This is a genomic window from Methylacidiphilum infernorum V4, from assembly GCF_000019665.1.
Taxonomy (GTDB): domain Bacteria; phylum Verrucomicrobiota; class Verrucomicrobiia; order Methylacidiphilales; family Methylacidiphilaceae; genus Methylacidiphilum; species Methylacidiphilum infernorum.
This window is the reverse complement of record NC_010794.1, coordinates 1130871-1155930: the sequence shown is the minus strand read 5'-3', so window position 1 is coordinate 1155930 and position 25060 is coordinate 1130871. Positions and strand designations below refer to the sequence as shown.

23 protein-coding genes and 1 other RNA gene are annotated in these 25060 nt (G+C 41.7%); 14 read left to right on the top strand and 10 right to left on the bottom strand.

The features are described from left to right. Window positions 1-44: 44 nt before the first annotated feature. The 6 genes from MINF_RS05495 to MINF_RS05460 all read left to right on the top strand — a co-directional run bounded on the left by MINF_RS05495 (window position 45) and on the right by MINF_RS05460 (window position 7224). Window positions 45-506, top strand: coding sequence for an NAD(P)H-dependent oxidoreductase subunit E (locus tag MINF_RS05495; protein ID WP_048810187.1), 462 nt, complete (start codon window positions 45-47; stop codon window positions 504-506). Between the two features lie 4 nt (window positions 507-510). Next, a complete protein-coding gene (locus tag MINF_RS05490) occupies window positions 511-2079 on the top strand; it encodes a formate dehydrogenase beta subunit (RefSeq protein WP_012463566.1) in 1569 nt (522 codons plus the stop codon). Window positions 2080-2138: 59 nt separating this feature from the next. Next, window positions 2139-5042: a formate dehydrogenase subunit alpha gene (fdhF, locus tag MINF_RS05485; protein ID WP_012463565.1), complete on the top strand. Its 2904-nt coding sequence runs from the start codon at window positions 2139-2141 to the stop codon at window positions 5040-5042. A 74-nt stretch (window positions 5043-5116) separates the two neighbouring features. Then, the gene (locus tag MINF_RS05480) at window positions 5117-5314 is read left to right on the top strand and encodes a formate dehydrogenase subunit delta (protein WP_148205154.1); all 198 of its coding nucleotides are present in this window, start codon (window positions 5117-5119) and stop codon (window positions 5312-5314) included. Window positions 5315-5384: 70 nt separating this feature from the next. Continuing rightward, the gene (locus MINF_RS05475) at window positions 5385-5966 is read left to right on the top strand and encodes a DNA-3-methyladenine glycosylase (protein WP_012463563.1); all 582 of its coding nucleotides are present in this window, start codon (window positions 5385-5387) and stop codon (window positions 5964-5966) included. Between the two features lie 607 nt (window positions 5967-6573). Next, a complete protein-coding gene (locus tag MINF_RS05460; protein ID WP_048810182.1) occupies window positions 6574-7224 on the top strand; it encodes a L,D-transpeptidase in 651 nt (216 codons plus the stop codon). 172 nt (window positions 7225-7396) lie between these two features. Here the strand turns inward: MINF_RS05460 and MINF_RS05455 are convergent, their stop codons facing one another. Then, window positions 7397-10201 carry an MMPL family transporter gene (locus tag MINF_RS05455; RefSeq protein WP_012463561.1) on the bottom strand — a complete coding sequence of 935 codons (2805 nt, stop codon included), beginning with the start codon at window positions 10199-10201 and terminating at the stop codon, window positions 7397-7399. Window positions 10202-10471: 270 nt separating this feature from the next. Here MINF_RS05455 and MINF_RS05450 point away from each other — a divergent pair, with 270 nt between their 5' ends. Further along, complete coding sequence (locus MINF_RS05450; protein ID WP_238523436.1) at window positions 10472-11044, top strand: HNH endonuclease; 573 nt, start codon at window positions 10472-10474, stop codon at window positions 11042-11044. 103 nt (window positions 11045-11147) lie between these two features. Here MINF_RS05450 and MINF_RS05445 read toward each other — a convergent pair whose 3' ends face one another. After that, window positions 11148-11729 (bottom strand): globin domain-containing protein, encoded by a 582-nt coding sequence (locus MINF_RS05445; protein WP_012463558.1) that lies wholly within the window; start codon window positions 11727-11729, stop codon window positions 11148-11150. A gap of 220 nt (window positions 11730-11949) precedes the next feature. Next, the gene (locus tag MINF_RS11440; RefSeq protein ID WP_187146921.1) at window positions 11950-12105 is read right to left on the bottom strand and encodes a hypothetical protein; all 156 of its coding nucleotides are present in this window, start codon (window positions 12103-12105) and stop codon (window positions 11950-11952) included. A gap of 146 nt (window positions 12106-12251) precedes the next feature. Here MINF_RS11440 and ssrA point away from each other — a divergent pair. After that, window positions 12252-12629, top strand: a transfer-messenger RNA (tmRNA) gene (gene ssrA, locus MINF_RS10975). Window positions 12630-12716: 87 nt separating this feature from the next. Here the strand turns inward: ssrA and purM are convergent. After that, the gene (gene purM / locus MINF_RS05430; protein ID WP_012463556.1) at window positions 12717-13727 is read right to left on the bottom strand and encodes a phosphoribosylformylglycinamidine cyclo-ligase; all 1011 of its coding nucleotides are present in this window, start codon (window positions 13725-13727) and stop codon (window positions 12717-12719) included. 17 nt (window positions 13728-13744) lie between these two features. Next, window positions 13745-15238, bottom strand: a complete 1494-nt coding sequence (gene purF / locus MINF_RS05425) for an amidophosphoribosyltransferase (protein WP_012463555.1) — start codon at window positions 15236-15238, stop codon at window positions 13745-13747. 37 nt (window positions 15239-15275) lie between these two features. Here purF and MINF_RS05420 point away from each other — a divergent pair, with 37 nt between their 5' ends. Beyond that, a complete protein-coding gene (locus MINF_RS05420) occupies window positions 15276-16364 on the top strand; it encodes a M20/M25/M40 family metallo-hydrolase (protein WP_012463554.1) in 1089 nt (362 codons plus the stop codon). Here the strand turns inward: MINF_RS05420 and MINF_RS05415 are convergent. Genes MINF_RS05415 through MINF_RS05405 form a run of 4 tightly spaced genes read right to left on the bottom strand, consistent with a single transcriptional unit; the run spans window position 16361 to window position 19111 of the window. Next, window positions 16361-17392 carry a beta-ketoacyl-ACP synthase III gene (locus MINF_RS05415; RefSeq protein ID WP_012463553.1) on the bottom strand — a complete coding sequence of 344 codons (1032 nt, stop codon included), beginning with the start codon at window positions 17390-17392 and terminating at the stop codon, window positions 16361-16363. The genes MINF_RS05420 and MINF_RS05415 overlap by 4 nt on opposite strands. Beyond that, window positions 17346-18389: a phosphate acyltransferase PlsX gene (plsX, locus tag MINF_RS05410; protein ID WP_048810180.1), complete on the bottom strand. Its 1044-nt coding sequence runs from the start codon at window positions 18387-18389 to the stop codon at window positions 17346-17348. Before plsX ends, MINF_RS05415 begins: the two co-directional genes overlap by 47 nt. Before the next feature lie 23 nt (window positions 18390-18412). Then, window positions 18413-18604: a 50S ribosomal protein L32 gene (rpmF, locus tag MINF_RS11965; protein WP_012463551.1), complete on the bottom strand. Its 192-nt coding sequence runs from the start codon at window positions 18602-18604 to the stop codon at window positions 18413-18415. A 54-nt stretch (window positions 18605-18658) separates the two neighbouring features. Next, window positions 18659-19111, bottom strand: coding sequence for a YceD family protein (locus MINF_RS05405; RefSeq protein ID WP_012463550.1), 453 nt, complete (start codon window positions 19109-19111; stop codon window positions 18659-18661). Window positions 19112-19258: 147 nt separating this feature from the next. On the opposite strand from MINF_RS05405, the gene nrdR reads away from it, so the two are divergent. The 5 genes from nrdR to MINF_RS05380 all read left to right on the top strand — a co-directional run bounded on the left by nrdR (window position 19259) and on the right by MINF_RS05380 (window position 23092). Further along, entirely contained in the window at window positions 19259-19759 is a 501-nt protein-coding gene (gene nrdR / locus MINF_RS05400; protein ID WP_012463549.1) for a transcriptional regulator NrdR, read from the top strand. Between the two features lie 10 nt (window positions 19760-19769). Further along, window positions 19770-20126: a histidine triad nucleotide-binding protein gene (locus MINF_RS05395; RefSeq protein WP_012463548.1), complete on the top strand. Its 357-nt coding sequence runs from the start codon at window positions 19770-19772 to the stop codon at window positions 20124-20126. 133 nt (window positions 20127-20259) lie between these two features. Continuing rightward, window positions 20260-21060, top strand: coding sequence for a hypothetical protein (locus tag MINF_RS05390; protein WP_012463546.1), 801 nt, complete (start codon window positions 20260-20262; stop codon window positions 21058-21060). 48 nt (window positions 21061-21108) lie between these two features. Next, the gene (locus MINF_RS05385; RefSeq protein ID WP_012463545.1) at window positions 21109-22323 is read left to right on the top strand and encodes a cysteine desulfurase family protein; all 1215 of its coding nucleotides are present in this window, start codon (window positions 21109-21111) and stop codon (window positions 22321-22323) included. Further along, window positions 22313-23092, top strand: a complete 780-nt coding sequence (locus MINF_RS05380) for a phosphatase PAP2 family protein (protein ID WP_148205152.1) — start codon at window positions 22313-22315, stop codon at window positions 23090-23092. Before MINF_RS05385 ends, MINF_RS05380 begins: the two co-directional genes overlap by 11 nt. Before the next feature lie 142 nt (window positions 23093-23234). On the opposite strand, the gene MINF_RS05375 is transcribed toward MINF_RS05380, so the two are convergent. Further along, complete coding sequence (locus tag MINF_RS05375; RefSeq protein WP_012463543.1) at window positions 23235-24446, bottom strand: glycosyltransferase; 1212 nt, start codon at window positions 24444-24446, stop codon at window positions 23235-23237. Window positions 24447-25060 lie beyond the last annotated feature (614 nt).

Genomic DNA, 25060 nt, shown 5'->3' with positions numbered 1-25060 from the left:
AGTTCTATCAAAATTTTTTAATAGATTTGGGATTTTATAAAAGAATGACAAAACAGATGGATCAAAAACTATTGGATATGTTGGCTTTCTTTTCTACAAAGCCAAATGGGCTAATCCCCTTCTATCATAAGTTACAAGAAGAGCTGGGATATATCCCTAAAGAATTCATACCCCAGATAGCTTCTTCTTTTAATCTTTCTCAAGCCGAAGCTTATGGAGTTCTTACTTTTTATGCCGATTTTAGAACAGAGCCTACCGGTAAGAATATACTTAAGATTTGCAGGGCGGAAGCCTGCCAAGCTAACGGTTGCCATAAGATCATAACAAAAGCAAAAGAGGTCTTGGATATCGACTTTGGACAAACTACGGCCGATGGGAAGCTGACCCTACTGCCGACTTATTGCTTTGGCAATTGTGCTAATGGTCCGTCGGTTTCTCTCAACGGAAGGCTTTATGGCCGGGTCAATACCCAAAAAATGGAAAAACTTTTAGCTTCAATTTTATAGGGCGATGCATACTGTTTATATTTCAAGAGATTATTCTTCATTGGCCGTTGGGTCGAATGACGTAGCTAAAGCCGTTGAAAAGGAGGCTTCTTCCAGAAATATTCCTTTAAAGATTGTACGCACAGGTTCCTATGGGCTGTATTGGCTTGAGCCTGTCGTTGAAGTAGAGCTAGGGGGCAATAAAAGAGTTGCTTATGGACCCGTGGAGGTGGAGCAGGTACAGTCTTTGTTTGATTCCGGCTTCCTTGAAGGGTTGGACCATCCTTTATACTTGGGAAATATTCAAGAGCATCCTTATTTGAAAAACCAAAAAAGACTTATTTTTGAACGAATAGGTCGTAATGATCCTCTTTCTTTAGATTCTTATGTCGAGTGCGGAGGCTTTATCGGTCTTAGAAAAGCCATAGAATGGGGACAGAGTAAAGTTATCGATGAAGTTTATAAATCGGGGCTAAGAGGGAGGGGAGGAGCGGCTTTCCCTACGGGGATAAAATGGAAAACGACTTGGCAGGCAACTTCTTCACAGAAGTTTATCGTTTGCAATGCTGATGAAGGGGATTCTGGAACTTTTTCCGATCGGATGGTTATGGAAGGCGATCCTTTTCTTCTGATCGAAGGAATGATGATCGCCGGATTTGCCGTTGGAGCCGATAAAGGGTATATCTATCTTAGGTCTGAGTATCCACTCGCCTATGAAATATTGAACGAGGCCATTTTTATTTGTAAATCGGCAGGGCTCTTGGGTAAGAGAATTTTTGGTTCTTCTTTTTCTTTTGATCTTGAAGTTTTTCTTGGAGCGGGTGCCTATGTATGCGGAGAGGAAACGGCCCTTTTAGATAGCCTTGAAGGAAAGAGAGGCATGGTTAGGCCAAGACCTCCTTTACCTGCCGTAAAGGGACTGTGGGGAAAGCCCACCGTGATCAACAACGTGATCACGCTTTCCTCCGTGCCTTGGATTTTATCCCATGGAGCCGAGGCTTATGCAAGTCTAGGTGTGAATCGGTCGAAAGGAACCTTGCCTGTTCAACTCTCTGGAAATCTCCAATATCCAGGGCTTGTAGAAATTCCCTTTGGCATTAGCCTTAAGGAGCTCATTTACGGCTTTGGAGGGGGAACCCGGTCGGGTAGGCCTTTAAAAGCCATTCAAATTGGAGGTCCTCTAGGTCCTTATTTGCCGGATTCCCTTTTGGATATTCCTTTGGATTATGAAGAATTAAGCAAGATCAAGGGTATTGTAGGGCATGGAGGAATCGTTGCCTTTGATGATTCAGCCAACTTAGCCCATATGGCTCATTACGCCATGGAATTTTGTGCAGAAGAATCCTGCGGGAAGTGTACTCCTTGCCGAATCGGTTCAACAAGGGGGATGGAGCTTATAGAAAAAATAATCATGGGCAAAGGTTCGCGGAGGGAGTTGGAGCTTCTTTTCGACCTGTGCGACACGATGCTGAACGCTTCGTTGTGCGGTCTAGGAGGGATGACTCCCTTTCCCGTGTTAAGTGCTTTACGATATTTTCCAGAAGATTTTGGCTATAGCAAAGCGGAGGTTTTGGCCTTTGCCACAGCCGGCTAAAAGCAAGAAGGAAAAACCAAGAAATAGAAGCTTCTAATATAAAGAAAGGAGAAAAGGTTATGCTGACCGATAAACGCATCGATCTAGGAACTCCAGCAAGCCCAGGAGAATGGGCTCGGTATTACAAAAATGGCAAAAATAATGGATGTCGGACGCAGACTGAATATAGTCGAGTTGATTTCAACCCTGCTTTAAAGTCCAAAACCGTCACCTTAACTATTGACGGAATTGAAGTCACTGTGCCTGAAGGCACATCTTTATTGAGGGCTGCCGCTTTGAACGGGATCATGATTCCAAAGCTCTGCGCAACGGAAAGTCTTGAGCCTTTTGGGTCCTGTAGGCTTTGCCTTGTGGAAATAGAAGGGAAGAGAGGCTATCCGGCCTCCTGTACCACATTGGTTGAGCAGGGGATGAAAGTGAAGACCTTTTCTCAAAAGTTGGCCAAGCTTCGCCGCAATGTCATGGAGCTCTATATATCGGATCATCCCCTGGATTGCCTGATGTGTCCTGTTGACGGCGATTGTGAACTTCAGGATATGGCTGGAGCCGTAGGTTTGAGAGATGTTCGCTATGGATTTTCGGGGAAAAATCATCTCAAAAGTGAAAAAGATAGAACGAATCCCTATTTTAGCTTTGATCCTGCAAAATGTATCGTCTGTTTTCGATGTGTAAGAGCTTGCGATGAAATCCAAGGAACATTAGCCTTGACTGCTCGGCGTAGAGGTTTTGATTCGGTCATAACACCAGGACCGACGCATGAATTTTTTTCCTCCGAGTGTGTATCTTGTGGAGCTTGCGTGAAAGCTTGTCCAACAGCTGCCCTGATCGAGAATACGGTAATCGAAAAGGGGCTTCCCCTAAAATCAACGATTACCACTTGTGCCTATTGTGGAGTGGGTTGTTCTTTTGAAGTTCAAACCCAGGGATATGAAATCGTAAGACTTGTTCCCTACAACAATGGCCATGCCAATCATGGGCATTCCTGTGTAAAGGGAAGGTTTGCTTGGACTTATGCATTAAGTCCAGAAAGAGTGACAAAGCCCATGATGCGTAAAAGTATTGAAGATCCTTGGAAGGAAGTAAGCTGGGAAGAAGCGATAGCTTATGTAGCTTCTGAATTCAAACGCATAGCGGACAAATACGGTAGGTATTCTATAGGTGCAGTCAGTTCATCCCGTTGCACAAATGAAGAAGATTTTGTTGTCCAAAAACTGGTTAGAGCTGTTTTTCGTAATAATAACATCGATACTTGTGCTCGGGTCTGTCATTCTCCAACCGGTTATGGACTTAAGGCAGCCTATGGAACTTCAGCGGGCACAAATCCTTTTGACTCTGTCCGGTTTTCTGATGTCATTTTCGTCATTGGCGCTAATCCCACGGATGGACATCCTGTTTTTGGCTCACAGTTGAAACGCAGGCTAAGGGAAGGGGCACGGCTCATTGTTGCCGATCCAAGAAAAATCGATCTTGTCCGGTCTCCTCACATTAAAGCGGATTACCATTTACAACTTAGGCCGGGGACAAATGTAGCCCTGCTTAATGCTATTGCCTACACAATACTTGAGGAGGGATTGGAAAATCGAGCTTTTATAGAGCAAAGATGTAATCAAGAATCATTCAAAAAATGGTTGCAGTTTATCCGAAAAGAGGAGAATTCCCCGGAAAGAGCTCAAGAAATAACGGGAGTTCCCGCGGAGCTTATCAGGGGAGCAGCAAGGCTTTATGCCACTGGAGGCAATGCGGCAATCTATTATGGATTAGGAGTAACAGAACATTCCCAAGGGACAACCGCGGTACTGGCTATTGCTAACCTGGCTATGCTCACGGGGAATGTGGGTAAGGATGGGGCCGGGGTCAATCCCCTTCGAGGGCAAAACAACGTTCAAGGATCCTGTGATATGGGATCATTTCCTCATGAATTTTCAGGCTATCGGCATGTTTCGGATTATCAAACAAGAAACCTTTTTGAAGAGGCCTGGAATGTTCCCCTAGATCCAGAACCCGGTTTTAGGATCACTAACATGTTGACCGAAGCTGTGTATGGGAATTTTAAGGGAATATATGTCCATGGAGAAGACCTCACTCAATCTGATCCCGATAGTCATCATGTTGTCGAAGCTTTAAAGTCGATGGAACTTGTCGTCCTCCACGATATTTTCCTTAATGAGATGTCTCAGTACTGTCATGTTTTTTTGCCCGGTTGTTCTTTCCTAGAGAAAGATGGCACTTTTACAAATGCTGAAAGGAGAATTCAAAGGGTGAGACAGGTGATGCCTCCTTTGTGCGGCAAACAGGAATGGGAAGTAATCCAAGAAATTGCTCAAGCCATGGGTTATCCCATGCATTATAATCATCCTTCTGAAATTATGGATGAAATCGCAAGGCTTACTCCCACTTTCCGTGGCGTAAGTTATGAAAAACTAGACAGGTTGGGCAGTATCCAATGGCCATGTAACGAAGAAGAAGCGGCCGAAGGAACACCCATCATGCACCGGGAAAAATTCTTCAAAGGACTAGGAGAATTTCATATTACCGGTTATGTTCCTACACCCGAAAGACCTACGAGACAATTCCCCCTTATCTTGACAACAGGGAGAATCTTGCATCATTACAACGTGGGGACACAAACGCGAAGGACGCAGAATATCCTATGGTCAAAAGAGGATATACTGGAAATCCATCCTTCAGACGCTGAAGAAAGAGGAATAAAGGAAGGAGATCTCGTAGAAGTAACAAGTAGAAAAGGAAGCGGTATTTTCAGATGTAAAATCACTGACAGGGTGCAGCCCGGAACGGTATATGCGACTTTTCATTTCCCCGAAAGTCGAGCAAACATAGTAACAACGGAAATATCCGACTGGGCGACAAATTGTCCTGAATACAAGGTAACCGCAGTGCAAGTGAGCGCTCTTGCTAGAGAAATTGCTCGTAAAGTGGTTGCCTGTTCGTTTCAGCAATGTTAAGAACCTTTTGGCTATTGCACCTCCGTTGAATGGGCTTAAAGGGTATGAAAACAATGTATAAGGATCTTGTATTTATGGCTAACCAGATTGGGGATTTTTATAAAAATTACCCCACAAAAGAGGAAGCTATAGAGGGGATTACAAACCATCTTCAGAAATTTTGGTCTCCGGTTATGCGCCAAAGAATCATCAGCTATGTAGAAGAAAACGGCGGAAGCGATCTTTCTCCCCTTGTAAGAGAAGCGATCGTAAAGCTTAAACGCTGCAGCTAACGAAGACCTGCCCAGGCTTTCTTTCCGATCTCTATGCCTTTAAAGCTGCTCCTTTTAACAACCTGCCAAAATGGGAGAAAAGATTAGTCTGGATGCCTATTTAACGAATAACCCCATAGAAGGCGCTCTTTTCTTTCTTGGAAAGAAACTATCGGTTAAGGATGATAAAGGAGTAGTTTCAGGGATTATCTTCGAGACTGAAGCCTACGGAGGTGCAGAAGATAGGGCTTGCCATGGTTACGGTAACCGGGTTACCCCGAGAAATAAGACCATATTTCAGCGTGGAGGGATTGCTTACGTTTATTTCTGCTATGGAATGCACTATCTATTGAATTTTGTCTTGGGGCCCGAAGGTATTCCCATGGCGGTTCTCATTCGTGGAGTATGGATTACCGAAGGAAAGGAAAGGGTAAGGGAGAGAAGAAAAGGCATACCCGAAAAACATTGGGCAGACGGGCCGGGAAAAGTCACCCGGTCCTTTGGCATTAATGACTCGGATAATGGAGTATCTCTTATCGGTGATCGCATCTGGGTGGAATATTCGGGGATTGTCATCCCTGAGACTGAAATAAAGAATACGGCTCGAATTGGTGTCGACTATGCCGGAGAATGGGCTAAAAAGCCTTTACGTTTCGTATGGGAAAAGAAATAACAAGCTCGCTTTTGCAGAAGAAAAGATAGGATTCAAGATCAGTATTCATACCAAAGAGGTTACTTAAGCTCCTGGCTAATGGGAACGAGGGGAGCAGATCCATCCATTCCGTAATTGAATGACGCACCTTACCCTCTTCCAGAAGAAAGAGGGTTGCGACGCGTTTTTTCAGATCAAATATTTGCTTCATCTCTTAAGGAATAGGAATGAGAGGAGTTGCTTCTTCCTAGTGAGTTCAGTCTCTAACGGTTCCAAAGCTAAAAATAGTTCCTTGAGGTTGCCACAGATGGCTTGAGGATGAATCACAAGTCGGAGTTTAGGTTTGTAGCTGAAGCCTTGTTTAATCCCTAGCCTTATAGGCTTAGTTGAAATCGGGAAAGCAGCATTTTTCCCAACTCTACCGCGAGTTCTCTCCGGGAACAGTCCATGAACCGCGACACTCAACTAGGAGTCCATCCGCTTCAGCGGATGAGGAGTGTCACAAAATTAGATACTTAAAGAAGGTTGGTTTTTTTATTGTATTTTTAGCGCTGATTAATTTTATAAAGATTGAAGATTACCCTTATGGTATTTTCCATTAAAAGGGCGATTATTCTGTCCTTTGGACATGACAAAATGGTTTCAAGTATTTCTCTTTTTTAGTGTTACGTTGTGTTCCAGTCATTCCCTGAAGGCTATTTCATTGGATGATTTTCTTGATCTTTTTGGTAAAAACAATCCGGATAAAAATCATAATAAAGGACCAATTTCGGTTAAGGTTTCGTTGAACAACCAGGCTCTTTATGTTTTAGAAGGAAAGAAAGTTGTTCTGGCCACACATGTCTGTACGGGAAAAAGGAATTCGACCCCAACGGGGCATTTTAAGGTATTAGACAAACAAATGAAAAAAAGGTCTGCAAGCTATGGATTCTGGGTCAAAGCCGATCGCTATGTTTCTTCTGATATTTCGGGATGTCCAGGTGAAGGTTGGAAATACGTAGGCTATCCTATGCCCTATGCGGTCGAGTTTCTTCCCGGTTATTATATTCATCAAGGCTATGTTTGGCCGATTCCAAGAAGCCATGGTTGCATTCGACTTGAGTGGAAAGAAGCAGAAAAATTTTATAAATTGGTCGCAATCGGCACTCCCGTCTCGATTCAACAAACCCAACCCGAAGACAATAAGATTGGGAGAAGACTTAAGCAACCCAAGAGTTATAAAGAGCCTGATCCTTCTCCCTCTCTATTGGCTTCCGAAAGAGCCTTTAACCCTTATTGAACTTTTCCCAAAACTCCAAGAAGAAGATTTCATAGTATAAAGGGGAAAGGACCTGTGGTCCGTCCAAGTTCTTGAAGGCATTTTAAAAGGCTAAAGGCTGCCTGGAAGGAGTAGCCCACCATCACGTTCTAGAAGTGAACGGCTAAAAAGAGCCTTTTCAAACAGAAAAAATCTATTTGTTGGCCAATGTTTCTTCAACAGGAATGGTAACGGATAATCCCTTAGTCTTTTTTTTTCTCGTATTTAAGAGGTAAAATATTTGAGGTAAGATGATCAGGCTTGTTGTTAAACAAAAACTAATGGCGATGGTCATGACCAATCCCAGGCTATATAATCCTTGATAGGAGCTTATTAATAAAGAACCGAAACCGATCACAGCTGTCAGCCCTGAAACGAGAATCGCTTTTCCCGTGCTCGTAGAAAAGAGCTGGGCGTTTCCATCTTCACTGAATCGATCCACAGTGTAAATCCCATAGGCTACCCCCGCTCCAATCGCCAGTGGCAAGGTGATAATATTGGCTGGATTAAAAGGGATGTTGAAGTACCCCATCCATCCTAAAGTCCATACGGCTGCAAGAAGAAGGGGAAATAGAGCGAGTAGAGAATGAAGCAGGTTCTGAAATCTCAAAACGATTAGAATAACGATAGCTAGAAAAGCCCATTGGGCAGCCTCTGTATAACTTTTTCTTAAAAGCTCGATATACTCGTAGTTTTGCACCGGGGTGCCGGTCACCTTTGGATCAATTTTGCGGATATCCTGAACAAATTGCACATCAGCTTTCCTTTCCCAAACGTTCTCTTTGGGAACGATCTCTAAAAGGATTTTTCCATGAGGAGAAAGGAACCTTTCTAAAACCTCTTTAGGCAAGTCTTCCAGGGCAACTCCCCTGGAGGTATCCTGGGATCTCAACCAGAGTAGTCCACTTTCCATCGTGCCAAAAATTTCGAACTGTGCCCTGCTTAACCTTTTATTCAATTCGGGCTTCGGCAGTTTGTTCATCTGCTTTTGGATACGGGATAAAGCAGGAATAAGCTTTGAAAAAATATCCACGGCTTCTTTAGCTTGGGGAGAAATAGCTACAAATTTTTGCGCGGTCTTGTATCCCTCTTCAGACTTCTGAAGAAGGCTGTCAATATCAGTTTTCAGTCTTTCAGCATTAACTTCCTTTTTTGAAGAGTCTAGAGGAACTTCTTTAAGCTTATCTACGATTTGCCTGACAACCTGCAGTTTTTCTTCTTGATGTTCAGGTAAAATAGTCGTGATTGTTCTGACTTCAGCCACCGTGGGAAGGGCTTCAAAAGCTTTTGCCCTCTTTTTTGCCTCTTCGGCATTATCGGCAACAGAGAGCGCAGCGATCATTCCTCGAGAAGGTGAATTGAGGAGCTCAAGCTCCCATTGAACACAATCGAGATTTTGATTTTGCAAGTTCAAAAGATTGTAATCAAATTTCACCTTGGGAATCATAAAAGCAAAGAAAACGGTAGCCAATGTTGCCAAGGTCAGCATTCCCCGGGGAGAGAAAAATAAAACGGTGTTAAACCACTGGGGAGTCGTCCAAGTTGTTTTGATCGTGGATTGTTTGATCCTGTCCAATCCAATTTTTGAATCAACCCAAAAATACATGGCGGGAAGCAGAGTTAAGCTGCTTATAAGACAGAAAAGAATACCGAATCCCGCCACGACACCAAATTCCTGCAATCCGATAAAATCATTAAAACACATCGTAAAGAAAGCGATCGCTGTTGTACATCCTCCGGTAAAAATTGCAGCTCCCGTATGGCTGGCCGTAGTTTGCAGGGATTCGAGAATGATTTTTCCGCTAGAAATTTCCTCTTCATATCTACTCATGAACTGGATGCCAAAATCGATTCCCATCCCAATGACCATGGCTACGAAAGCTTCAGAGATAATATTGAGATGTCCGATAGTAACCATGGGAAAAGCCAATGCCCAACATAAAGACATCGCTAACACAAGCAATCCAATGGCAGGGCGAAGGATTTCACGATAGCTGATAAAAAAAAGAATACTGACAAGGCTAAAAGCAAGCAGAGCCGAATTTAAACTGTCCTTTGAACTTTCCTGGAGTTGATCATCCTCTAGTACAGGCTCACCGGTTAATCCAATAGACAAAGAGGGATATTCCATTCCAATGTCCGTAATAATGGAACGGATCTTTTTGATCGTTTCCGTTCTTTTTTGCCCTTCACTGGCTCCTCTTCCGGGCGAAGCCGTCACCAGCACAAGCTTTCCCTCTTCAAAAGAGAGAAATTCATGATCTTCCAAAATGGCTCGGATATCCTCTATCCTAAAGTTAGACATGTCCTTATTCTGAAGTTGCAAAGAGTTCTTTTGCAATTTAACGTCGGCAGTAGGTTTCTGCTCAAGTTGGTCAGCCAATTGATTGAGTATAGCGATAAATTTGTCGATAAAAGGGATAAACTCTTTCCAATTTTCTTGCTTGCGCAGGTAAGATTCTTGAAACCTTTCATTTGCTTGATTTAAAACGGTGTTCAAATCTAGTTTTATCTGAGGTTCTTGCTTGAGGGTTTTAACATACCCGTCAATTTCAGATTCGATTTTCTTGAGGTCATCGATTGGAAGATAAAGTAAAAGATGGGGTTCGAGTTTGGATAGATCAAGTTTATCCCTTACGTTTTGAACAAGGGGATAGAGTTTCCTCAACTTTTCTCCTACTTCAAGCGCAGCTTTCTTATTTTCGACCGGATCTTCTCCATGGATGACCACGACGTAATCTTCTGCAACTCCAAACTCATTCCTATATTCCAAGTAATATTTATGGATAGGTGAATCTTTTCGGATCAAGGCATTGGTATCGTTGATGACTTTAAACCTAGTGGAAAGGATCCACAAAGAAAGGACCGTGAGAGCTAGAAACAAAAGAATGACTATCCGGCAATGCAGACAGCTCTTTTTTAAAACCCATGCCAGGAATTTTTCCAAGTTCTTTTTCATTAAGAAAGGCTGTGAGAAAGTTTTAAATCTATCAGGTTAATTTTTCCAATAAAAAGAATATCATTTCATTGATTCTATTAATATATTTAATAATTTCTATTCAAAATTATTATAATTTTTACTGTTCTTGGAAAAATAAACAAGCATAAAATCGGGTTTGGGGAAAAATTGGTTTTTTAAAAGGACTCTTGACACCACAAGGTTCACTCATTACAAATTTGATTGTTGCAACAAAGTTCAAGAGACATCTTAAACTCCAGTGTCCTGATTTTGAATAGGCTGTGGCAAGCGGTCAATTGGTGCACGGCCAGGAGGGCTTTTAACCTTCTGTATTGTGGACATGCCTATGTCGTTCATAAAAATAAAGACGATTTTTATACTTTGGATTTTTTCGAATGGAAAGAACATTCTCAAGAATATAATGGGAATGACGTTGTCCACACCGTTTCTTTCAAAATAAGAGTACCTAAAGTCATTTTGCTTCTCCTTTTCGAGAAAGTACCCATGAAGGAAGTTAAATTTACAAGACATAATGTTTTTGAAAGGGATGGTTATGTATGCCAATATTGTGGGGAGAAATACGAGACGACCTATTTGAACCTAGATCACGTCATTCCTAGGGAGAGGGGAGGCAAAACCACGTGGGAAAATGTCGTCTGTTCCTGTATTTGGTGCAATAGTAAAAAGGGTAACCGGACCCCCCAAGAAGCGGGTATGAAGCTTCTTAAAAAGCCCAAGAAACCGAAGTGGCGTCCTTTGTTCGTCTCCGGAAAATTACCTACCGAGGATGCTTGGCAAAGGTTTATTGATGTCAACTGTTGGGAAGTTAGTCTTACCGAATAGAAATTTTTTCTAAAATCTATTATTTATATTTATAGATTAAATAGGCTTATAGAATTATTCTTAGAAGCGGTTGATTATGATGAGAAGGAAGCTTAAAAGCGGTTCATGAAACAAAAAAGTCTTGGATTTCTGAATAGGGAACCCTACGTGGTGGTTCCAGGGTGGTCCGCCTATTGATCATCCGGATAGAAAAAGATTCGATCCATTGCCAAAATTCCTCAAGGACAGACAGGGGAAAATGAACATCCTTAAGGGCATGTTTATAACAGGCAAGCCATATTTCCCTAGCTTTCTCATCTATGGTCACGGAAAAGTGCCGAGCACGCATCTTCGGCTCTCCTCTTGTCAAGGTATAATAAGGTGGTCCCCCGCACATTTCGACAACGAAATCAGCGCTACGTTTTACCAAAGATCGTAATTGTTCATGTGAGGTAGGGAAAAGATAATGAATCTTGCTTTTCATCAAGTTTTCATGATGGACCTCGACAAGCTTTCGAAGGAGTTCTTCACCCGCCGCCAGATATACTTTTTTCGAAGGAAACTTTACTTCGGGAAAAACAAAATCTATACGGGCTTCACAAATAGAACCGCTCTCTGCCGTCTTCTTTTCTCTATCTTTACAGCAACAAGCCATGGGATGTTCCTGAGGTTGTGAAACAGGCAGGCGGGAAACAAAAGTATCCATGAACTTGGAGTGTATGTTTTAGTAAACATAGTGTAAAACATAAAATAATTTTGCCCTTATAAGAATATCTCTGAGTTATAAGAACCTATTTTTTAGGGACAGGAATAAGAAAATCTCTTTGATTACCCAGAGACTTTTCCCCTATTACAAAGGAAAAAAAACCTGAGCAGCTCCAAAAAGCTTGTTAGCTAGGCTTGGTTGGCTCTTTTTATCAACACTCTCATTCTCCCATCCAGAAGCGCAAACCGATCATCATACCCATGACTACTCTGAGCAGAGCAAGAAAGAAAAAGAGAGCGAAGAGATAGAGAAGCTGTCGGATAATGTTTTTATCATTATCATCTCCTTGAGGAGGCCATTTGGGATTTCCTACCATGAACTTAACTTAATTCGAGATCCAAAAAATGAGAAAATGAAAGTAAAAAAAATTCAAGGATGAAAGAGCAAAGAATTTCAAAACCTTACTTCCTCTCTGGATAATTTCTTTTTTTTATATATATTTAAAAAAAGGATTTAGAAATAGGGGGCGTTACCGGTGATCGATTCTCCGGTTAAACTTGGAAGTTGTGCAAGCCGAGGGCTTTAGTAGGTTGGCCTCGTAAAAAAACCTGCTATAAATTGATAAATGCCAACGAAGAATTGGCTCTTGCTGCTTAATTAAACAGCGGCAAGCGTTCTTTTCTACTTTTCCGGCAGAGTAGAAAAGGGCGTGTTTAAGAGCCGGAAAACATTGAAGAGTTTGAACCTTGTATTCAATGTTTAATTTCAAGGTTCCCGTCGTGGAAACTCAGGTTCGCGGTTCCTCTTTTCTACGACGGTTAAAATAAAAAACCGCTAAGCTTGTAGGACAATTTCTAAGTTTCCGAGAAGACGAGGGTTCGACTCCCTCCGCCTCCACCAGTTTTTTTACAAGAGTAACTCTTTCTTATTCTGTTTGGCCGCCTTTGCGCTCTTCTTCTTTGAGATATTTGTGCAGGTTAAGAATGATTATTTTAAATGGACTTTTCGGTTTCCAGGAACAATCTGACCGATCAGGTATCCATCGACATTCTTTAAGCACTGTGCTTGGTATTCAGGAGCGATGATAAGGCAAAGGCCAATGCCCATGTTAAAAACCGTATAACTCTCTTCTCTAGGAATAGAGCCTAATTTTATCAAAAATTGAAACAACGGGGGAATAGGCCAACTATTGATATGGATTTGGGCATCAACATGATCGGGAAGTATCCTGGGTAAATTTTCAAGTATGCCTCCCCCGGTTACATGGGCGATCCCTTTTATCGGCAGCAGTCCCCTAAGAAGTTTTATCTCTTGAAGGTAACATCGGTGAATGGCGAGGAGCTCTTCGGCAAGAGGCCGATTGAAGCCTTCTGGAATATCCCAGATATCGAAGCTATTTTGTTCGAAAAGCAGTTTCCGGACCAAAGAATAGCCGTTGGTATGCAGTCCTGAAGAAGGAAGTCCAACAATGAGATCCCCCGGGCAAATCGTCTTCCCATCGATAATATTTTCCTTGTCTACTACCCCGACAATAGCTCCAACAAGATCGAAATCTTTTTCTTTGTATATGCCGGGCATCTGGGCGGTTTCTCCCCCCAATAGGGCACATCCGGCATTTTTACAAGCCCTAACCATGCCTTGGAGAATTTTGAGAAATATCGAGGAGTCAAGCTTGCCGCATCCAATATAGTCAAGGAAAAAAAGGGGGTCAGCACCCAGTGAGGCGATGTCGTTTACACAATGGTTGACGAGGTCTTCTCCAAGACTTTCAAAACGATTGGCCATCTGGCCAACAATCAATTTTGTCCCTATTCCATCAATGCTTGAAACGAGCACGGGATGCCGGAGATGGGGAAAAACCGCAGAAAACAGTCCTCCAAATCCGCCGATGTTTCCTATTACCTCCGCTCGAAGAGAAGGGGAGACGATTGTAGGGATTTGCGATTTAAAATCTTGAGCTAAAGATAGATTAACTCCGGCCTGGGAATAAAGGTTCATAAACGAAGGGGAAAAGGTTAGGAAAAGTTTTCAAAAAAGGGTCGCCTTTCGAGTATCATTTTGTCTAGGTCAGGATCAAAATCTACAGGATATTTTCCCGTAAAGCAGGCGGTACAAAATTCTGTGCAAGCTTCTGAACAAGCTTTGATCATGGCTTCATGAGAAAGGTAGCCAATAGAATCTGCTCCAAGATACTTGCAAATATCTTCCGCAGCCAACTGGTTAGCTAAAAGGCTCTTGGGGTTGGGGAAATCTATGCCGTAATGACAGGGGAACCGGTGAGGAGGACAACTTACCCTAATATGGACTTCTTTTGCCCCCGCTTCTCTTAGGTTAACCACTCTAGCCCTGGCCGTAGTTCCCCTAACAATCGAATCGTCAACTACAACCACTCTTTTCCCTTTTATAGCTTGCTGAATTAGGTTTAGCTTTATGCGGACGCTGAAGTCTCGAATAAGCTGTGTGGGTTGAATGAACGTTCTTCCTATGTAATGGTTGCGGACAAAGGCAGGATAGTAGGGAATTGCAGATTGTTCAGAATAGCCAAGGGCGGCATAATTACCCGAATCGGGAACAGGGACCACGATATCGGCATCTACGGGATAAAGTTTAGCAAGTTCCCGGCCCATTTGAATTCGTGCTTTGCTGACGTTAAGCCCTGCAATATTGCTATCGGGTCGGGCGAAATATACATATTCGAAAATACAAAAGGCTTTTCTTGAGACATTTTCATTAAGAGAATAGGATTGTAGGCCTTCTTCCCCGATAAATACAACTTCTCCAGGATTAATATCTCGGAGGTATTCTGCATGAATAAGGTCAAACGCGCATGTCTCACTCGATATAACATAACCGCTTTCGATCGTCCCAAGAGAGAGAGGACGAAAACCCAAAGGATCTCTTGCCGCCATTATTCCCTTGCGTGTCAAAAGGACGCAGGAAAAAGCCCCCTTGATTTTTTTAAGAGCATTAATAAAACTCCCGACAATATCTTCCTTGGTCGGTTGAGCCATCAGGTGAAGAATGACTTCTGAATCGGATGTCGTTTGAAAAATAGAACCCTTGTTTTCAAGTTCCCTTCGAATAGAAGCAGCATTGACGATGTTGCCATTATGCGCTAACGCGAGCTCTCCTTTTGAACAAGAAACGACGATGGGCTGAGCGTTAAGAAGAGTGCTCGAACCCGTAGTTGAATAACGTACATGTCCAATAGCCATTGTTCCTTGAAGCGAGGACAAAGAATGGGTGTCAAAGACTTGAGATACAAGCCCCATGCCCTTAAAAACTTGAAAGTGAAGCTTTAAGGGACTAAAACTCGCTATTCCTGCACTTTCTTGTCCTCGATGCTGCAAAGCATATAACCCATAATAAGTCAGTTCTGCCGCATTGGCATGACCATAAATGGCAAAAACTCCGCATTCTTCTCTAGGCCTGATACTTTTCTCTTTGCAAAGGATTTTATCAACTTGTATATTCAATTTTAAAGCTTGCTGTTGAGGATCTTTTCTCAAAGGCTAACCCTTATATCCGTACCCATTTTATTCGATCATGACTTTGGATAAAATTATAAAACGCATTTTTTCTGTTCCCACGGTCCCCTTGCATGAACAATTCATTGCTAAGGAAATATATGCTATTTTATCGGAATACCCGCAAACGAAAATCGAAATCGATGAGTATTCTAATCTTTACGTAAGCATCGATTCTACCCAAAACGATCGTTCAATTCCCTTGCTGCTTTTTACCGCCCACATGGATCATCCTGGCTTTTATTCTGACGAAGAGGGCCGTATTTTTCTTCTTGGAGGTATCGACGAATCCTATCTTAAAGAAGCCCCTTTGACTTTTTATAGAGAAGATAATGGGGAGCAAGTTTGCGAGTGTAAGCTAAAGAGTTTTAAAATCGCGGGAAACAAGAAAAGTGTAGAATGTAAGCCCGCTCCACCTCCAAATTCCATGGGAATGTTCAATCTTCCTCCTTATGAGATCAAAAATGGATTTTTTTTGAGCAGGGCCTGTGATGATCTGGTAGGGGTTTGTACTTTAATCCACCTCCTTATTCGGGTTGCCTCCAAAAAGCTGAATACGAAAATAGCGGTCCTGTTTTCAAGGGCAGAAGAAATTGGGTTTTGGGGAACTCTCGCTTTCCTCAAGAAGAAAACCTTAAATCCCCAAAATACGATTATGGTTTCAATCGAGACAAGTCAAGCGCGGGGATATTGTTCTATTGATCAAGGTCCAGTTTTAAGAGTAGGAGATAAGACAAGGCTTTTTGATGCCAATGTCGTTGCTTGGCTTCAAAAGGCCATGGAAGAGTATAAAGGAGTACAATCCGGTTTTGTTTACCAGAAAAAGTACATGGGAGGAGGAACTTGCGAGACGACCCCGTTTATGGAGTTTGGCTACGCTGGTGCTGCTCTCTGCTTGGCTTTGGAAAACTATCATAACATGGGTAGCGACGGACACATTACCATGGAATCTGTTTCAATGAAGGATTGGGAAGAGCTTTGTTCCTTTCTAGAGTGGTTTGTGACCTATCCAAGAGATCTTGAGACTCTAGCTGTAAAAAGAAAAGAAAGAATGCTTGCACTCCAACAAGAAGCTGTCGAGAGATTAAAAGAAAATCGCCTGTTTTAAGCCTTGGCTTTATATCTAAATAAAACACTTCCCCAGGTTATCCCCGCACCGAAAGAAACAAAAAGAACGATATCCCCCTCCTTAATTCTTTGAGAAGCTACGGCTTCATGAAAAGCTATAGGAATACAGGCTGAAGAGGTATTACCGTATTTTTCCATATTGACAAAAAACTTTTCACCGGGTATTCCAAGCCGCTCAGACAAGGCTTCTATAATCCTTAAGTTAGCTTGATGGGGAATAATGCAAGCTATATGTTCAGCTGAGATGCCCGCTTTTTCTATGCATCTTGTTAAAGATTGTTCCATGGAATCGATCGCCAATTTAAAGACCTTTTTGCCGACCATGTGAAGAAAATGCAGCTTGTGATTGATGTTTTGAGCGGTGAGAGGTAGCTTGGAGCCTCCAGCAGGAATATAGAGGATTTGCCACTGGGAGCCATCCGCTCCTATATCAAAAGAAAGCTGATCAGGGCTATTTTCTCCAGGAGAAATAATAAGAGCACCCGCTCCATCTCCAAATAAAACACAGGTGTTTCTGTCTTCCCAGTTAACGATTGCTGAAAGCTTTTCGGCCCCGATGAGTAGGATGTGCCTAGCGCTTCGGCATGCAATGAAATGTGAGGCCAAAATAAAACCATAAATAAAACCAGAACAGGCCGCTTGGATGTCAAAAGAGGGTATTGTCCGTGCGCCGATCTTATGCTGAATGTAGCAAGCGGTGGAAGGAAAAATGGTGTCTGGAGTAGTGGTCGCCACTATGATCATGTCTAGATCTTCAGCTGTTAATCCTGCATTTTGTAGGGCCATCATAGCAGCCATGGCTCCCATTTCTGATGGGGTTTCTTTTTCTCCGGCAATTCTCCTTTCTTTAATGCCTGTCCTTTCAGTGATCCATTCATCGGTAGTGTTGACCATTTTTTCCAGGTCATGATTGGTTAATACCTTGGAAGGTAAATAGATTCCACTACCTTGGATCACCACTTCAGGCAACCGGTAAAGAGGAGGATTTTTGGCATTCGATAAGTTCATGATGGGTTTTTATCTCTTCGATAATGATATGATTAACATTTTGAATAAGCGCTTCTCTGGCTACTCTTATAGCATTGCAGATCGCTTTAGGAGTGGAAGAACCATGGGCGATTATACAAGTTCCTCTAATCCCTAAAAGAAGTGCTCCTCCATATTCTTCATAATTGGTTTTTTTCCTTACAGACTCGAAAGCCCCTTTGGCTAAAAGTGCGCCCAATATGCGGACGGGATTTTTGCTAAACTCTCTTTTTAACCAGCGGACAATGGCTGTAGCAACACTTTCAGAGGTTTTCAAGACCACATTGCCTACAAACCCATCACAGACAACGACATCGACAGGATTTTCAAAAAGATCTCGACCTTCGATATTCCCCACGAAATTTAAATGGGTTTTTGATAAAAGCTTGAAAGCTCCCCTTGTTAACTCATTCCCCTTGATATTTTCAGTGCCTATGCTTAATAACCCAACCCGAGGATGAGCCACCCCGAGAATCTTTTTCGAATAAATGCTTCCCATTATACCAAAATCCAGAAGGTTTTCAGGCGTAGAGTCGATGATAGCTCCCGAGTCGATCAATATAAAAGGGTTCTTTTCCGTAGGGATTACGCTGGCAATACCCGCCCTTGATATACCCGGTAAAGTTCTTAAAAATATGGTCGCTGCAGCAACAACAGCCCCCGTGTTCCCAGCTGAAACAACGGCGTCAGCTTTGCCGTTTTTAACCAGTTCTACACACTTACTGATGGAAGAATCCTTTTTATGTCTTACACTTTCAATAGCAGGATCTTCCATGCTGATAACTTGAGAGGCATGAAGAAATTCTACACGCTGCTCAACGGCATTTCCGCCTTTTTTATAGAATATTTCTTTTATCGTCGGTTCAGTCCCGACAAGAATAAGTTGTATATCTGAAAATACCCTTAGAGCATGAATCGCTCCCATTATAGGAGCTTCGGGAGCGAAATCTCCGCCCATGGCATCAAGAGCAATCTTCATGGGTGATGTCTCGAGCATGAGAGTTAGCGTTCTTCACCCGACTTCAAGGTTAAAACTTGCTTGCCCTTATACATTCCCGTTGTAGGGTCCACATGGTGGGACTTTACCCAGTTGCCCGTTTTTTTATTTTTTGAAAGAGCAGGTGGCACCCACCGGTTAGCCGATTTTCTTGATCTTTTTCTAGATTTTGAAGTAATTCTTTTGGGTACACCCATAGGATTTCCTATTGTTTAAGTTCATCAAAGAAATTTTTTTGAAAATGAAATAGTCTATCTTTTTTTAATTTTTTCAAGCACTTTCCATATACCTTCTCCATGAATGGATTTTTCTTTGTTTTGTTCATTGAAAAGATCTTTACCAAAGCAACCATTAGCTACGTTTGGACCGCAAAACCCAATCATGGGTAAGGCAAGCAGTATATCTTCTCTGATTCTTTCCGTCAAATCGATCTCCACAGGTAAGGGAGGAGTAAGCTGAAACTTAAAATGAGGAACTTCAATGGGATATTCAAACCAATTACAGCACCTGCCACATTGAATGAGAATGGAAGTTTTTAAAGTTCCATAAACGTAGACGGTTTGATCATCTTTGTAGGCGGTGAGATGGATCCGGATCGACGAAGACTCCTTGAGATGGGGTTCTTTTAAATCAAGAATTGAAGAGGAGATATCATTATCGATGACCAATGTTTCCTCTGCAAGCATGGATGTGAGGATTTTCATAGGCTTAAAAGGGGATTATGTTTATCTTGAATACAAAGAATAAAATCGGCTAAGATAAATCAAGGCTAAGATATTAATGTTATAAAAGATCTATTTGTAATTGCTCTCTTTTTATAAATAAAATAGGATAATATTGTCATTTCAAGTATGAAATGCATCAAATGTGGAAATATGGAGGATAAGGTTATCGACTCCAGGCCCATAAAAGAAGGAAAGTCCATTCGCCGACGGAGGGAGTGTTTGCGATGTGGTTATCGCTTTACCACTTATGAAGAAGTTCAAGAAATTGAACTTTTTGTTAAAAAAAGAAATGGTTCGATCGAACAATTTGATAGAAATAAATTAATGATCGGTATACAAAAGGCTTTAGAAAAAAGGCCCATTACCCAATCCCAGATTGAAGATTTTGTTGATCAAATTATCGAAGAATGCAGCGCAGAAAAATCGCCCATTATTCCTTCTTTTGTCATCGGGACAAAAGTGATGAATAAATTGAAAACTATAGATGAAGTGGCTTTTATTCGCTTTGCCTCCGTATACTGCAAATTTCATGATGCCAAGGATTTTATGAATGTAATATCGGAGCTTAAAATGAATGAAGGTCCTTCGAAATCAGTTCCCATGCTTCTTCAAGCCTCTTCAAAGTAGGTAACCACTTATGGCTTCTTTATTTAGTCAGATTATTTCTCGAAAAGTTCCCGCCGAGATTATCTACGAAGATGAACATTGTGTTGTTTTTCACGACATCCATCCCGTTGCCAGGGTACATGTTTTAATTGTGCCTAGGAAGGAAATCCCACGACTCGGAGAAGCCGGTCCTACCGATATCACTCTCTTAGGACACTTGCTTTTAGTCGCAAATAAGGTTGCCCGTGAGCTTTCCATATTTAATTCAGGTTATCGGATCATCATTAATAACGGTCCAGATGCCGGAGAAAGCATACCTCATCTCCATTTGCATCTGCTAGGGGGTGAGCCATTGGGATGGGGTCATGGAGGCATGAGGGATAAATGACCGATGAAAAGCAAAAGGATCGTTATAGCCTGCTTTAATAGAATCTCCTTGAATAGAGAATATAAGAGCCTACAATTTTTATCGTTTCTATTGAAAAAATTTAAAAAATAAAATGACGAGGAGTGTGTAACCGATGCCGCATGAAGAAGCTTTTCACCCTTCTGATACATCTGAAGAACTTCGATTCAACTTTTTTACAGACATTAAAAAGGGGTTTTCCCAGGTTTTTTCAGATCCTTGGTGGTGGATAAAAGTCATCATTGGGGGTTTTCTCCTTATCAATCCTTTCCTTTTAGCGCTGGTTCCTAAAATAGGTTCTTCCTACGGTGAAGGCAAGCTCCCCAGCACATTTTTAGGACTCCTCATCATCAATGTCTGTACTTTCTGGTTTCCCCTTGGATTTACTTTTGAGGTTTTACGGAGGGCAAAAAACGGCAAGCCGCAACAACTTCCAGAATGGAATCTTTCGTTGTTTTGGAACTATGCCAGGGAAGGGGCGGCGAAGTTGATGATTGCTTTGACAACACTCATTTTTCCTGCAATCTTATGGATGGGGGTCGTTTATTATATCTTTATTCAGCTCTTGGGATTGCCGACAGCTCTTCTTTCTCTTTTTGTTCCTCCTATTTTATGGTTTGTTATTCCTTTTTGTGGGGTGGCCTGCTGTCGATGGCTTGACGGGGTCAATGTTTTTGATTGTGCCTTGAATTATTCTGAAAATTTTAGGCTTTTTTCTCTCGCCAAGACAGATTATTTAATTGCTTCCACTTTTCTTCTCGGTGTAAACGCCCTGACCATGGCTTTTTATTATACGATTCCCTTTGGAGCATTCTTTGGCCTTTGTTTAGTGGATACTTGGTTCGGACCTATTTATACAAAATCTGTAAAAAAAAATAAAATTTCTTATTTAGCTTTAGACAATACTTCAAGTTAAATTGTTTTCATATTGGATCCCGCTTCTGTATTTCTTTAAAAATAGGGCATGCACAAAATGGCTGAAGTCGGCAGCACCATTTACTTGGATCATCAATCCGCTGCTCCTGTTTTTCCGGAAGCCTTGGAAATATTGAAGCAACATTCAATAGAGCCCTTCTCTCCAAGCAGTCTTCACCAGAGAGGAATTTATTCCAAAAAAGTTTTGCAATCTGCCTTGGAATGTATCTCCGCTTTCCTAGGTTGTGAAGAAACGGAGATAGTATTTACAGGGGGAAGTTGGGAAGCTATCGTGCTTGGCATAGAAGGTTTTTGGAGAAGAAATGCATCGAAAGGCAAGCATATTTTGACAACTCCCATAGAGCAAAAACCTATCTTACTTCTTTTTGAGAAGCTTAAAAACGAAGGAGCTACCGTCAGTTATATTCCCGTAGATAAAGAGGGATTTGTTGACCCCAAGGCCATCGAGGAACTGTCTACTTCTCAAACTATCCTGTGTTGCGTTCAGTGGGTTAACCCCGAAATTGGTTCCATACAAAACGTTCAAGAAGTGGCTCATCTCTGTTTTAACAAAGGAATAGCTTTTTTTTGTGACGGTTCGTATGCCGCAGGTTGGGTTCCTATAGATTTAAAACAACTTCCTATTTCCCTTCTCGTCGTCAATCCCAATCAATTTAACGGACCGAAAGGGGTGGGTATCCTTTGTGTTAAAAAAGGTTTCGAAATAGAGCCAATCATCCCGGGCTTAAACAGGGATTTTGGTTTTTGGGGAGGTTCAGAAAATTTACCCGCTGTTCTCGCTACGGCAAAAGCTGCAGAAATTACTTCTCAACTATTTAAAGAAAAAATAGAAAAAGTCAGTTATCTCCAAAAATTACTCTGGAACGACCTTTTAACCCACATCCCTTTAATTGCCCTCAATGGACCTCAACCAGGCTTTAGCCGGTCTATACAGAACTTGAATGTAAGTCCGGAATTCATAGGTGGAGAATCCCAAGTTCTAAGCTGTGATCTTAAAGGGATTATGATTTCCAGTGGACCGAGTTGTATCCAGAAAAATTTAAGAGTCTCCCATGTTTTTAAAGCCGTGGGACTGGGATACCACAGAGCCGTATCCAGTGTGAGGATAAGCTTGGGAATAACAACTACAAAAGAGGAGATCGAAAAGTTTGCAAAAATTTATAGAGAAGTTGTCGCCAAACTCAGAGAGATGTCGATCGGATGGAAAAAATATCTTTCGGATCAAGGTAAAAATGAAGAATGAGTTTGTGTTTCTTTACGAATTTTCAAAAAGCCTGCTCTTCGGTGTTTGGGGTGATTTCAAAGAGGGAATCAAGTCTTCAAGAATGACTTTACCCTTAATTTGGCTATTGAGTGTAGGCTTGGCATTTCAATTTGACATGCCTTTTTACAGTTTTTTTTTAATAAAAGAAGGAGATTTTTTTCATTTTTTAGCTGAAAAAATAAGCTACTGGGGGGATTTTCCTCAAGGGACCGTCCCTTTATCTATTGGAATTTATCTGCTTGGATTGTTATTTAAAAAAGAGAGAATAAAAGAAGCGGCTATAGGATGTTTTCTTTCTGCCTTCATTGCCGGTTGTCTAGTGGATTTAGGGCGGGACGTTCTTGGCCGACCTCGTCCTTCAGCCGATGTTAAGGAAGCCTTCAAACAATTAGGTTATATCCCCACGCCCATTGTCAGCTTTCATAGAATACATCCAGGAGGTTCATTTGTAGATGGGTTTTATGGAATACACTGGACGGCCATGTTTCATGGTTTTCCTTCTGGTCATGCGGCTACTTCTATGGCTACAGCCTCAAGTTTTTTGCGTTCCTTGCCCCTCCTGGGCTATCTATTACTTTTCTGTGCTGTTTTTGTTTGTTGGTCTAGAATGGCGCTAGGTAGACACTATTTTTCAGATATTATAGCTGGAGGATTACTGGGTTTTTTTGCAGGTCTTATGTTTAGTCGGTTCCAAAATCGGAATACTTCCACCGCCCTTCAAAAATCGAAACAAGAGGTAAAAAAATAAAAAAAAGGTAATATTTTATAAAAAGTATAAAAAAATAGGGGAGAAGAGGGTAGGGAGGTTGATCGAGACCGACTATTTTAAAATTCTTACGTTTGAGTCGTTTGGTGTCAGTTGAATACAGTGAAATCTTGGAAAAGTTTTATCAAAAGGAAACTATTCTATTTTTCACTTTATGAATGAAAGGCCGAGATATGGCTTCATAGTAGTAGCACCAAAGCTGTTCAAAGGTTTTTTTCCAGCTATATTTTTGACGGGTTTTTAACGCGAGATTGACTCCTATTTTTCTCAAATCGAGCGACCTCACTTTATCTACAGCCTTAGCCAAAGAATAGCAATCTTTTCTATCTGCCCAATATTCCGCAAATCCTTCTTCGACTAGAGATTCCATATGTGTCCCCTTAAAGCCGATAACGGGACAACCGCATGCTAGGCTCTCGATGGTCACTAGTCCGAAGGTTTCAACTATTCCAGGATGGATGAAGAGATCTGCAGACCTGTAGAAATCAGCTAACTCCCTTTTGGAATCGATTTGTGGAATCCAGGAAATCCGTGAAATGTCTTTTTTCAGTTTAAGGACATCTTTTCTGAGAGGTCCATCCCCAATGATCAACAACCAATAATCTTTTTTAGAGGAATAATTCTGAAGGTAAAGGAAGGTTTCAATAAGAAGCCCTATATTTTTCTCCCTGGCCAACCTGCCTACGTATAAGAGCAAAAAAGCATCTTCAGGAATTCCTAATTTAAGACGGCAGAGTTGATTGTTGGGTGGCCCAGGAGTAAAAGTTTCTACGTCAACACCCAGGGATACATGCACTCCATTTTTGACTCCCCATTTTCTCAGTAACTTCAAGAGAGAGAGGGTGGGAACAAAAGTAAAATCGAACTGGCTATAAATTTCTTCGGCATACCACCGGGAGAGGGAATAAAAAGCTTTCTCCAGCAAAGAATTTTTCCATCCAAAATAGGTACGCACATACGCATCTGGAAAATGAGAGTGGTAATATCCCACTACGGGAACTTTTAATTTTTTTGCAACCCATAGAGATAGCCAAGCGGATTGATAGGGATCACCCGCTTCTATGATGTCAGCTTTTAAATCCACCAAGAGATCAATCGCTTCGGATAGATTTAACAATATTCGATGTTGGGAAAACTGGTTTATAAAAGGAGAACGAATGCTAAAAGTATGAATGGGGGGATCGTGGAAGGAGCAGGTTTTTTTACCGGGGATAATCAGGAAATGTTCATCTTCTCCTTTTTGCCGAATATACTCCTGCTTTTCATCTATGTATCTTTTGACTCCTCCTCCACTAGGAGCGTAAAACTGAGTTATATCGCAAATTCTTATTCCCATTAGTTTTATAATGGATTAAAGAAGAATTTAATGCTTTCATTTTTTAGGCATATCTTTCATGGATAACAATTTTAAAAAACAATTTTTCTAAAATTTTACATTATTTTCTTCTTTCTTAATTTGCTTGCCTTAAACTAAAGATAATCTGTTGGTTAACGAAAAGCATCTCTTCTAAGCTGGTAAAGTTCTACAGCCAAATAAAGAAATTGTCGAAAAAAATTTGCAGGAAAAAGAGGGGGTTGAGCAGTTAAAAAACTTCTTCCTTGTTAATGGCTAATCATGCTTACCTTATAAAATGGGAGTGCCTAGCTCCCCCAAGACGGTCGGCATTCGCAAGGCCGCGAAGTTCGAAGGTGTGGCGTTAGAGGTATGCTGCAGGGCTTTTCCTGCCTGGCTTCCGTTGCTGAGCATGACCGCGAATGCTTATGCGGCAATCAATTTGAGGGAAATGGCCCTGAGTTTCACCCTGCCAATTCGTGGAGCGAAGGGATTTAGCCCAAGATACAAGTGACGGCCCAAGCCAACCTGGGCGAAAGAGGAAGTCAGCTTTGTTCCTGTTTGAGCAGCAGTGAGTAAGTCTGACAGAACGGAAAAAAGGAACAGATCCAAAATAA

What these genes read in the sequence shown, in the direction of transcription:
- MINF_RS05420 (WP_012463554.1), top strand. Translation starts at nt 15,276, where the DNA reads ATGACTTTGGATAAAATTATAAAACGCATTTTTTCTGTTCCCACGGTC.
- MINF_RS05480 (WP_148205154.1), top strand. Translation starts at nt 5,117, where the DNA reads ATGGCTAACCAGATTGGGGATTTTTATAAAAATTACCCCACAAAAGAG.
- MINF_RS05375 (WP_012463543.1), bottom strand. Translation starts at nt 24,446, where the DNA reads ATGGGAATAAGAATTTGCGATATAACTCAGTTTTACGCTCCTAGTGGA.
- MINF_RS05455 (WP_012463561.1), bottom strand. Translation starts at nt 10,201, where the DNA reads ATGAAAAAGAACTTGGAAAAATTCCTGGCATGGGTTTTAAAAAAGAGC.
- MINF_RS11440 (WP_187146921.1), bottom strand. Translation starts at nt 12,105, where the DNA reads ATGGTAGGAAATCCCAAATGGCCTCCTCAAGGAGATGATAATGATAAA.
- fdhF (WP_012463565.1), top strand. Translation starts at nt 2,139, where the DNA reads ATGCTGACCGATAAACGCATCGATCTAGGAACTCCAGCAAGCCCAGGA.
- nrdR (WP_012463549.1), top strand. Translation starts at nt 19,259, where the DNA reads ATGAAATGCATCAAATGTGGAAATATGGAGGATAAGGTTATCGACTCC.
- plsX (WP_048810180.1), bottom strand. Translation starts at nt 18,389, where the DNA reads ATGAAGATTGCTCTTGATGCCATGGGCGGAGATTTCGCTCCCGAAGCT.
- MINF_RS05445 (WP_012463558.1), bottom strand. Translation starts at nt 11,729, where the DNA reads ATGGATACTTTTGTTTCCCGCCTGCCTGTTTCACAACCTCAGGAACAT.
- MINF_RS05395 (WP_012463548.1), top strand. Translation starts at nt 19,770, where the DNA reads ATGGCTTCTTTATTTAGTCAGATTATTTCTCGAAAAGTTCCCGCCGAG.
- MINF_RS05405 (WP_012463550.1), bottom strand. Translation starts at nt 19,111, where the DNA reads ATGAAAATCCTCACATCCATGCTTGCAGAGGAAACATTGGTCATCGAT.
- MINF_RS05495 (WP_048810187.1), top strand. Translation starts at nt 45, where the DNA reads ATGACAAAACAGATGGATCAAAAACTATTGGATATGTTGGCTTTCTTT.
- MINF_RS05460 (WP_048810182.1), top strand. Translation starts at nt 6,574, where the DNA reads ATGACAAAATGGTTTCAAGTATTTCTCTTTTTTAGTGTTACGTTGTGT.
- MINF_RS05390 (WP_012463546.1), top strand. Translation starts at nt 20,260, where the DNA reads ATGCCGCATGAAGAAGCTTTTCACCCTTCTGATACATCTGAAGAACTT.
- MINF_RS05475 (WP_012463563.1), top strand. Translation starts at nt 5,385, where the DNA reads ATGGGAGAAAAGATTAGTCTGGATGCCTATTTAACGAATAACCCCATA.
- MINF_RS05415 (WP_012463553.1), bottom strand. Translation starts at nt 17,392, where the DNA reads ATGAACTTATCGAATGCCAAAAATCCTCCTCTTTACCGGTTGCCTGAA.
- MINF_RS05380 (WP_148205152.1), top strand. Translation starts at nt 22,313, where the DNA reads ATGAAGAATGAGTTTGTGTTTCTTTACGAATTTTCAAAAAGCCTGCTC.
- rpmF (WP_012463551.1), bottom strand. Translation starts at nt 18,604, where the DNA reads ATGGGTGTACCCAAAAGAATTACTTCAAAATCTAGAAAAAGATCAAGA.
- purM (WP_012463556.1), bottom strand. Translation starts at nt 13,727, where the DNA reads ATGAACCTTTATTCCCAGGCCGGAGTTAATCTATCTTTAGCTCAAGAT.
- MINF_RS05385 (WP_012463545.1), top strand. Translation starts at nt 21,109, where the DNA reads ATGCACAAAATGGCTGAAGTCGGCAGCACCATTTACTTGGATCATCAA.
- MINF_RS05490 (WP_012463566.1), top strand. Translation starts at nt 511, where the DNA reads ATGCATACTGTTTATATTTCAAGAGATTATTCTTCATTGGCCGTTGGG.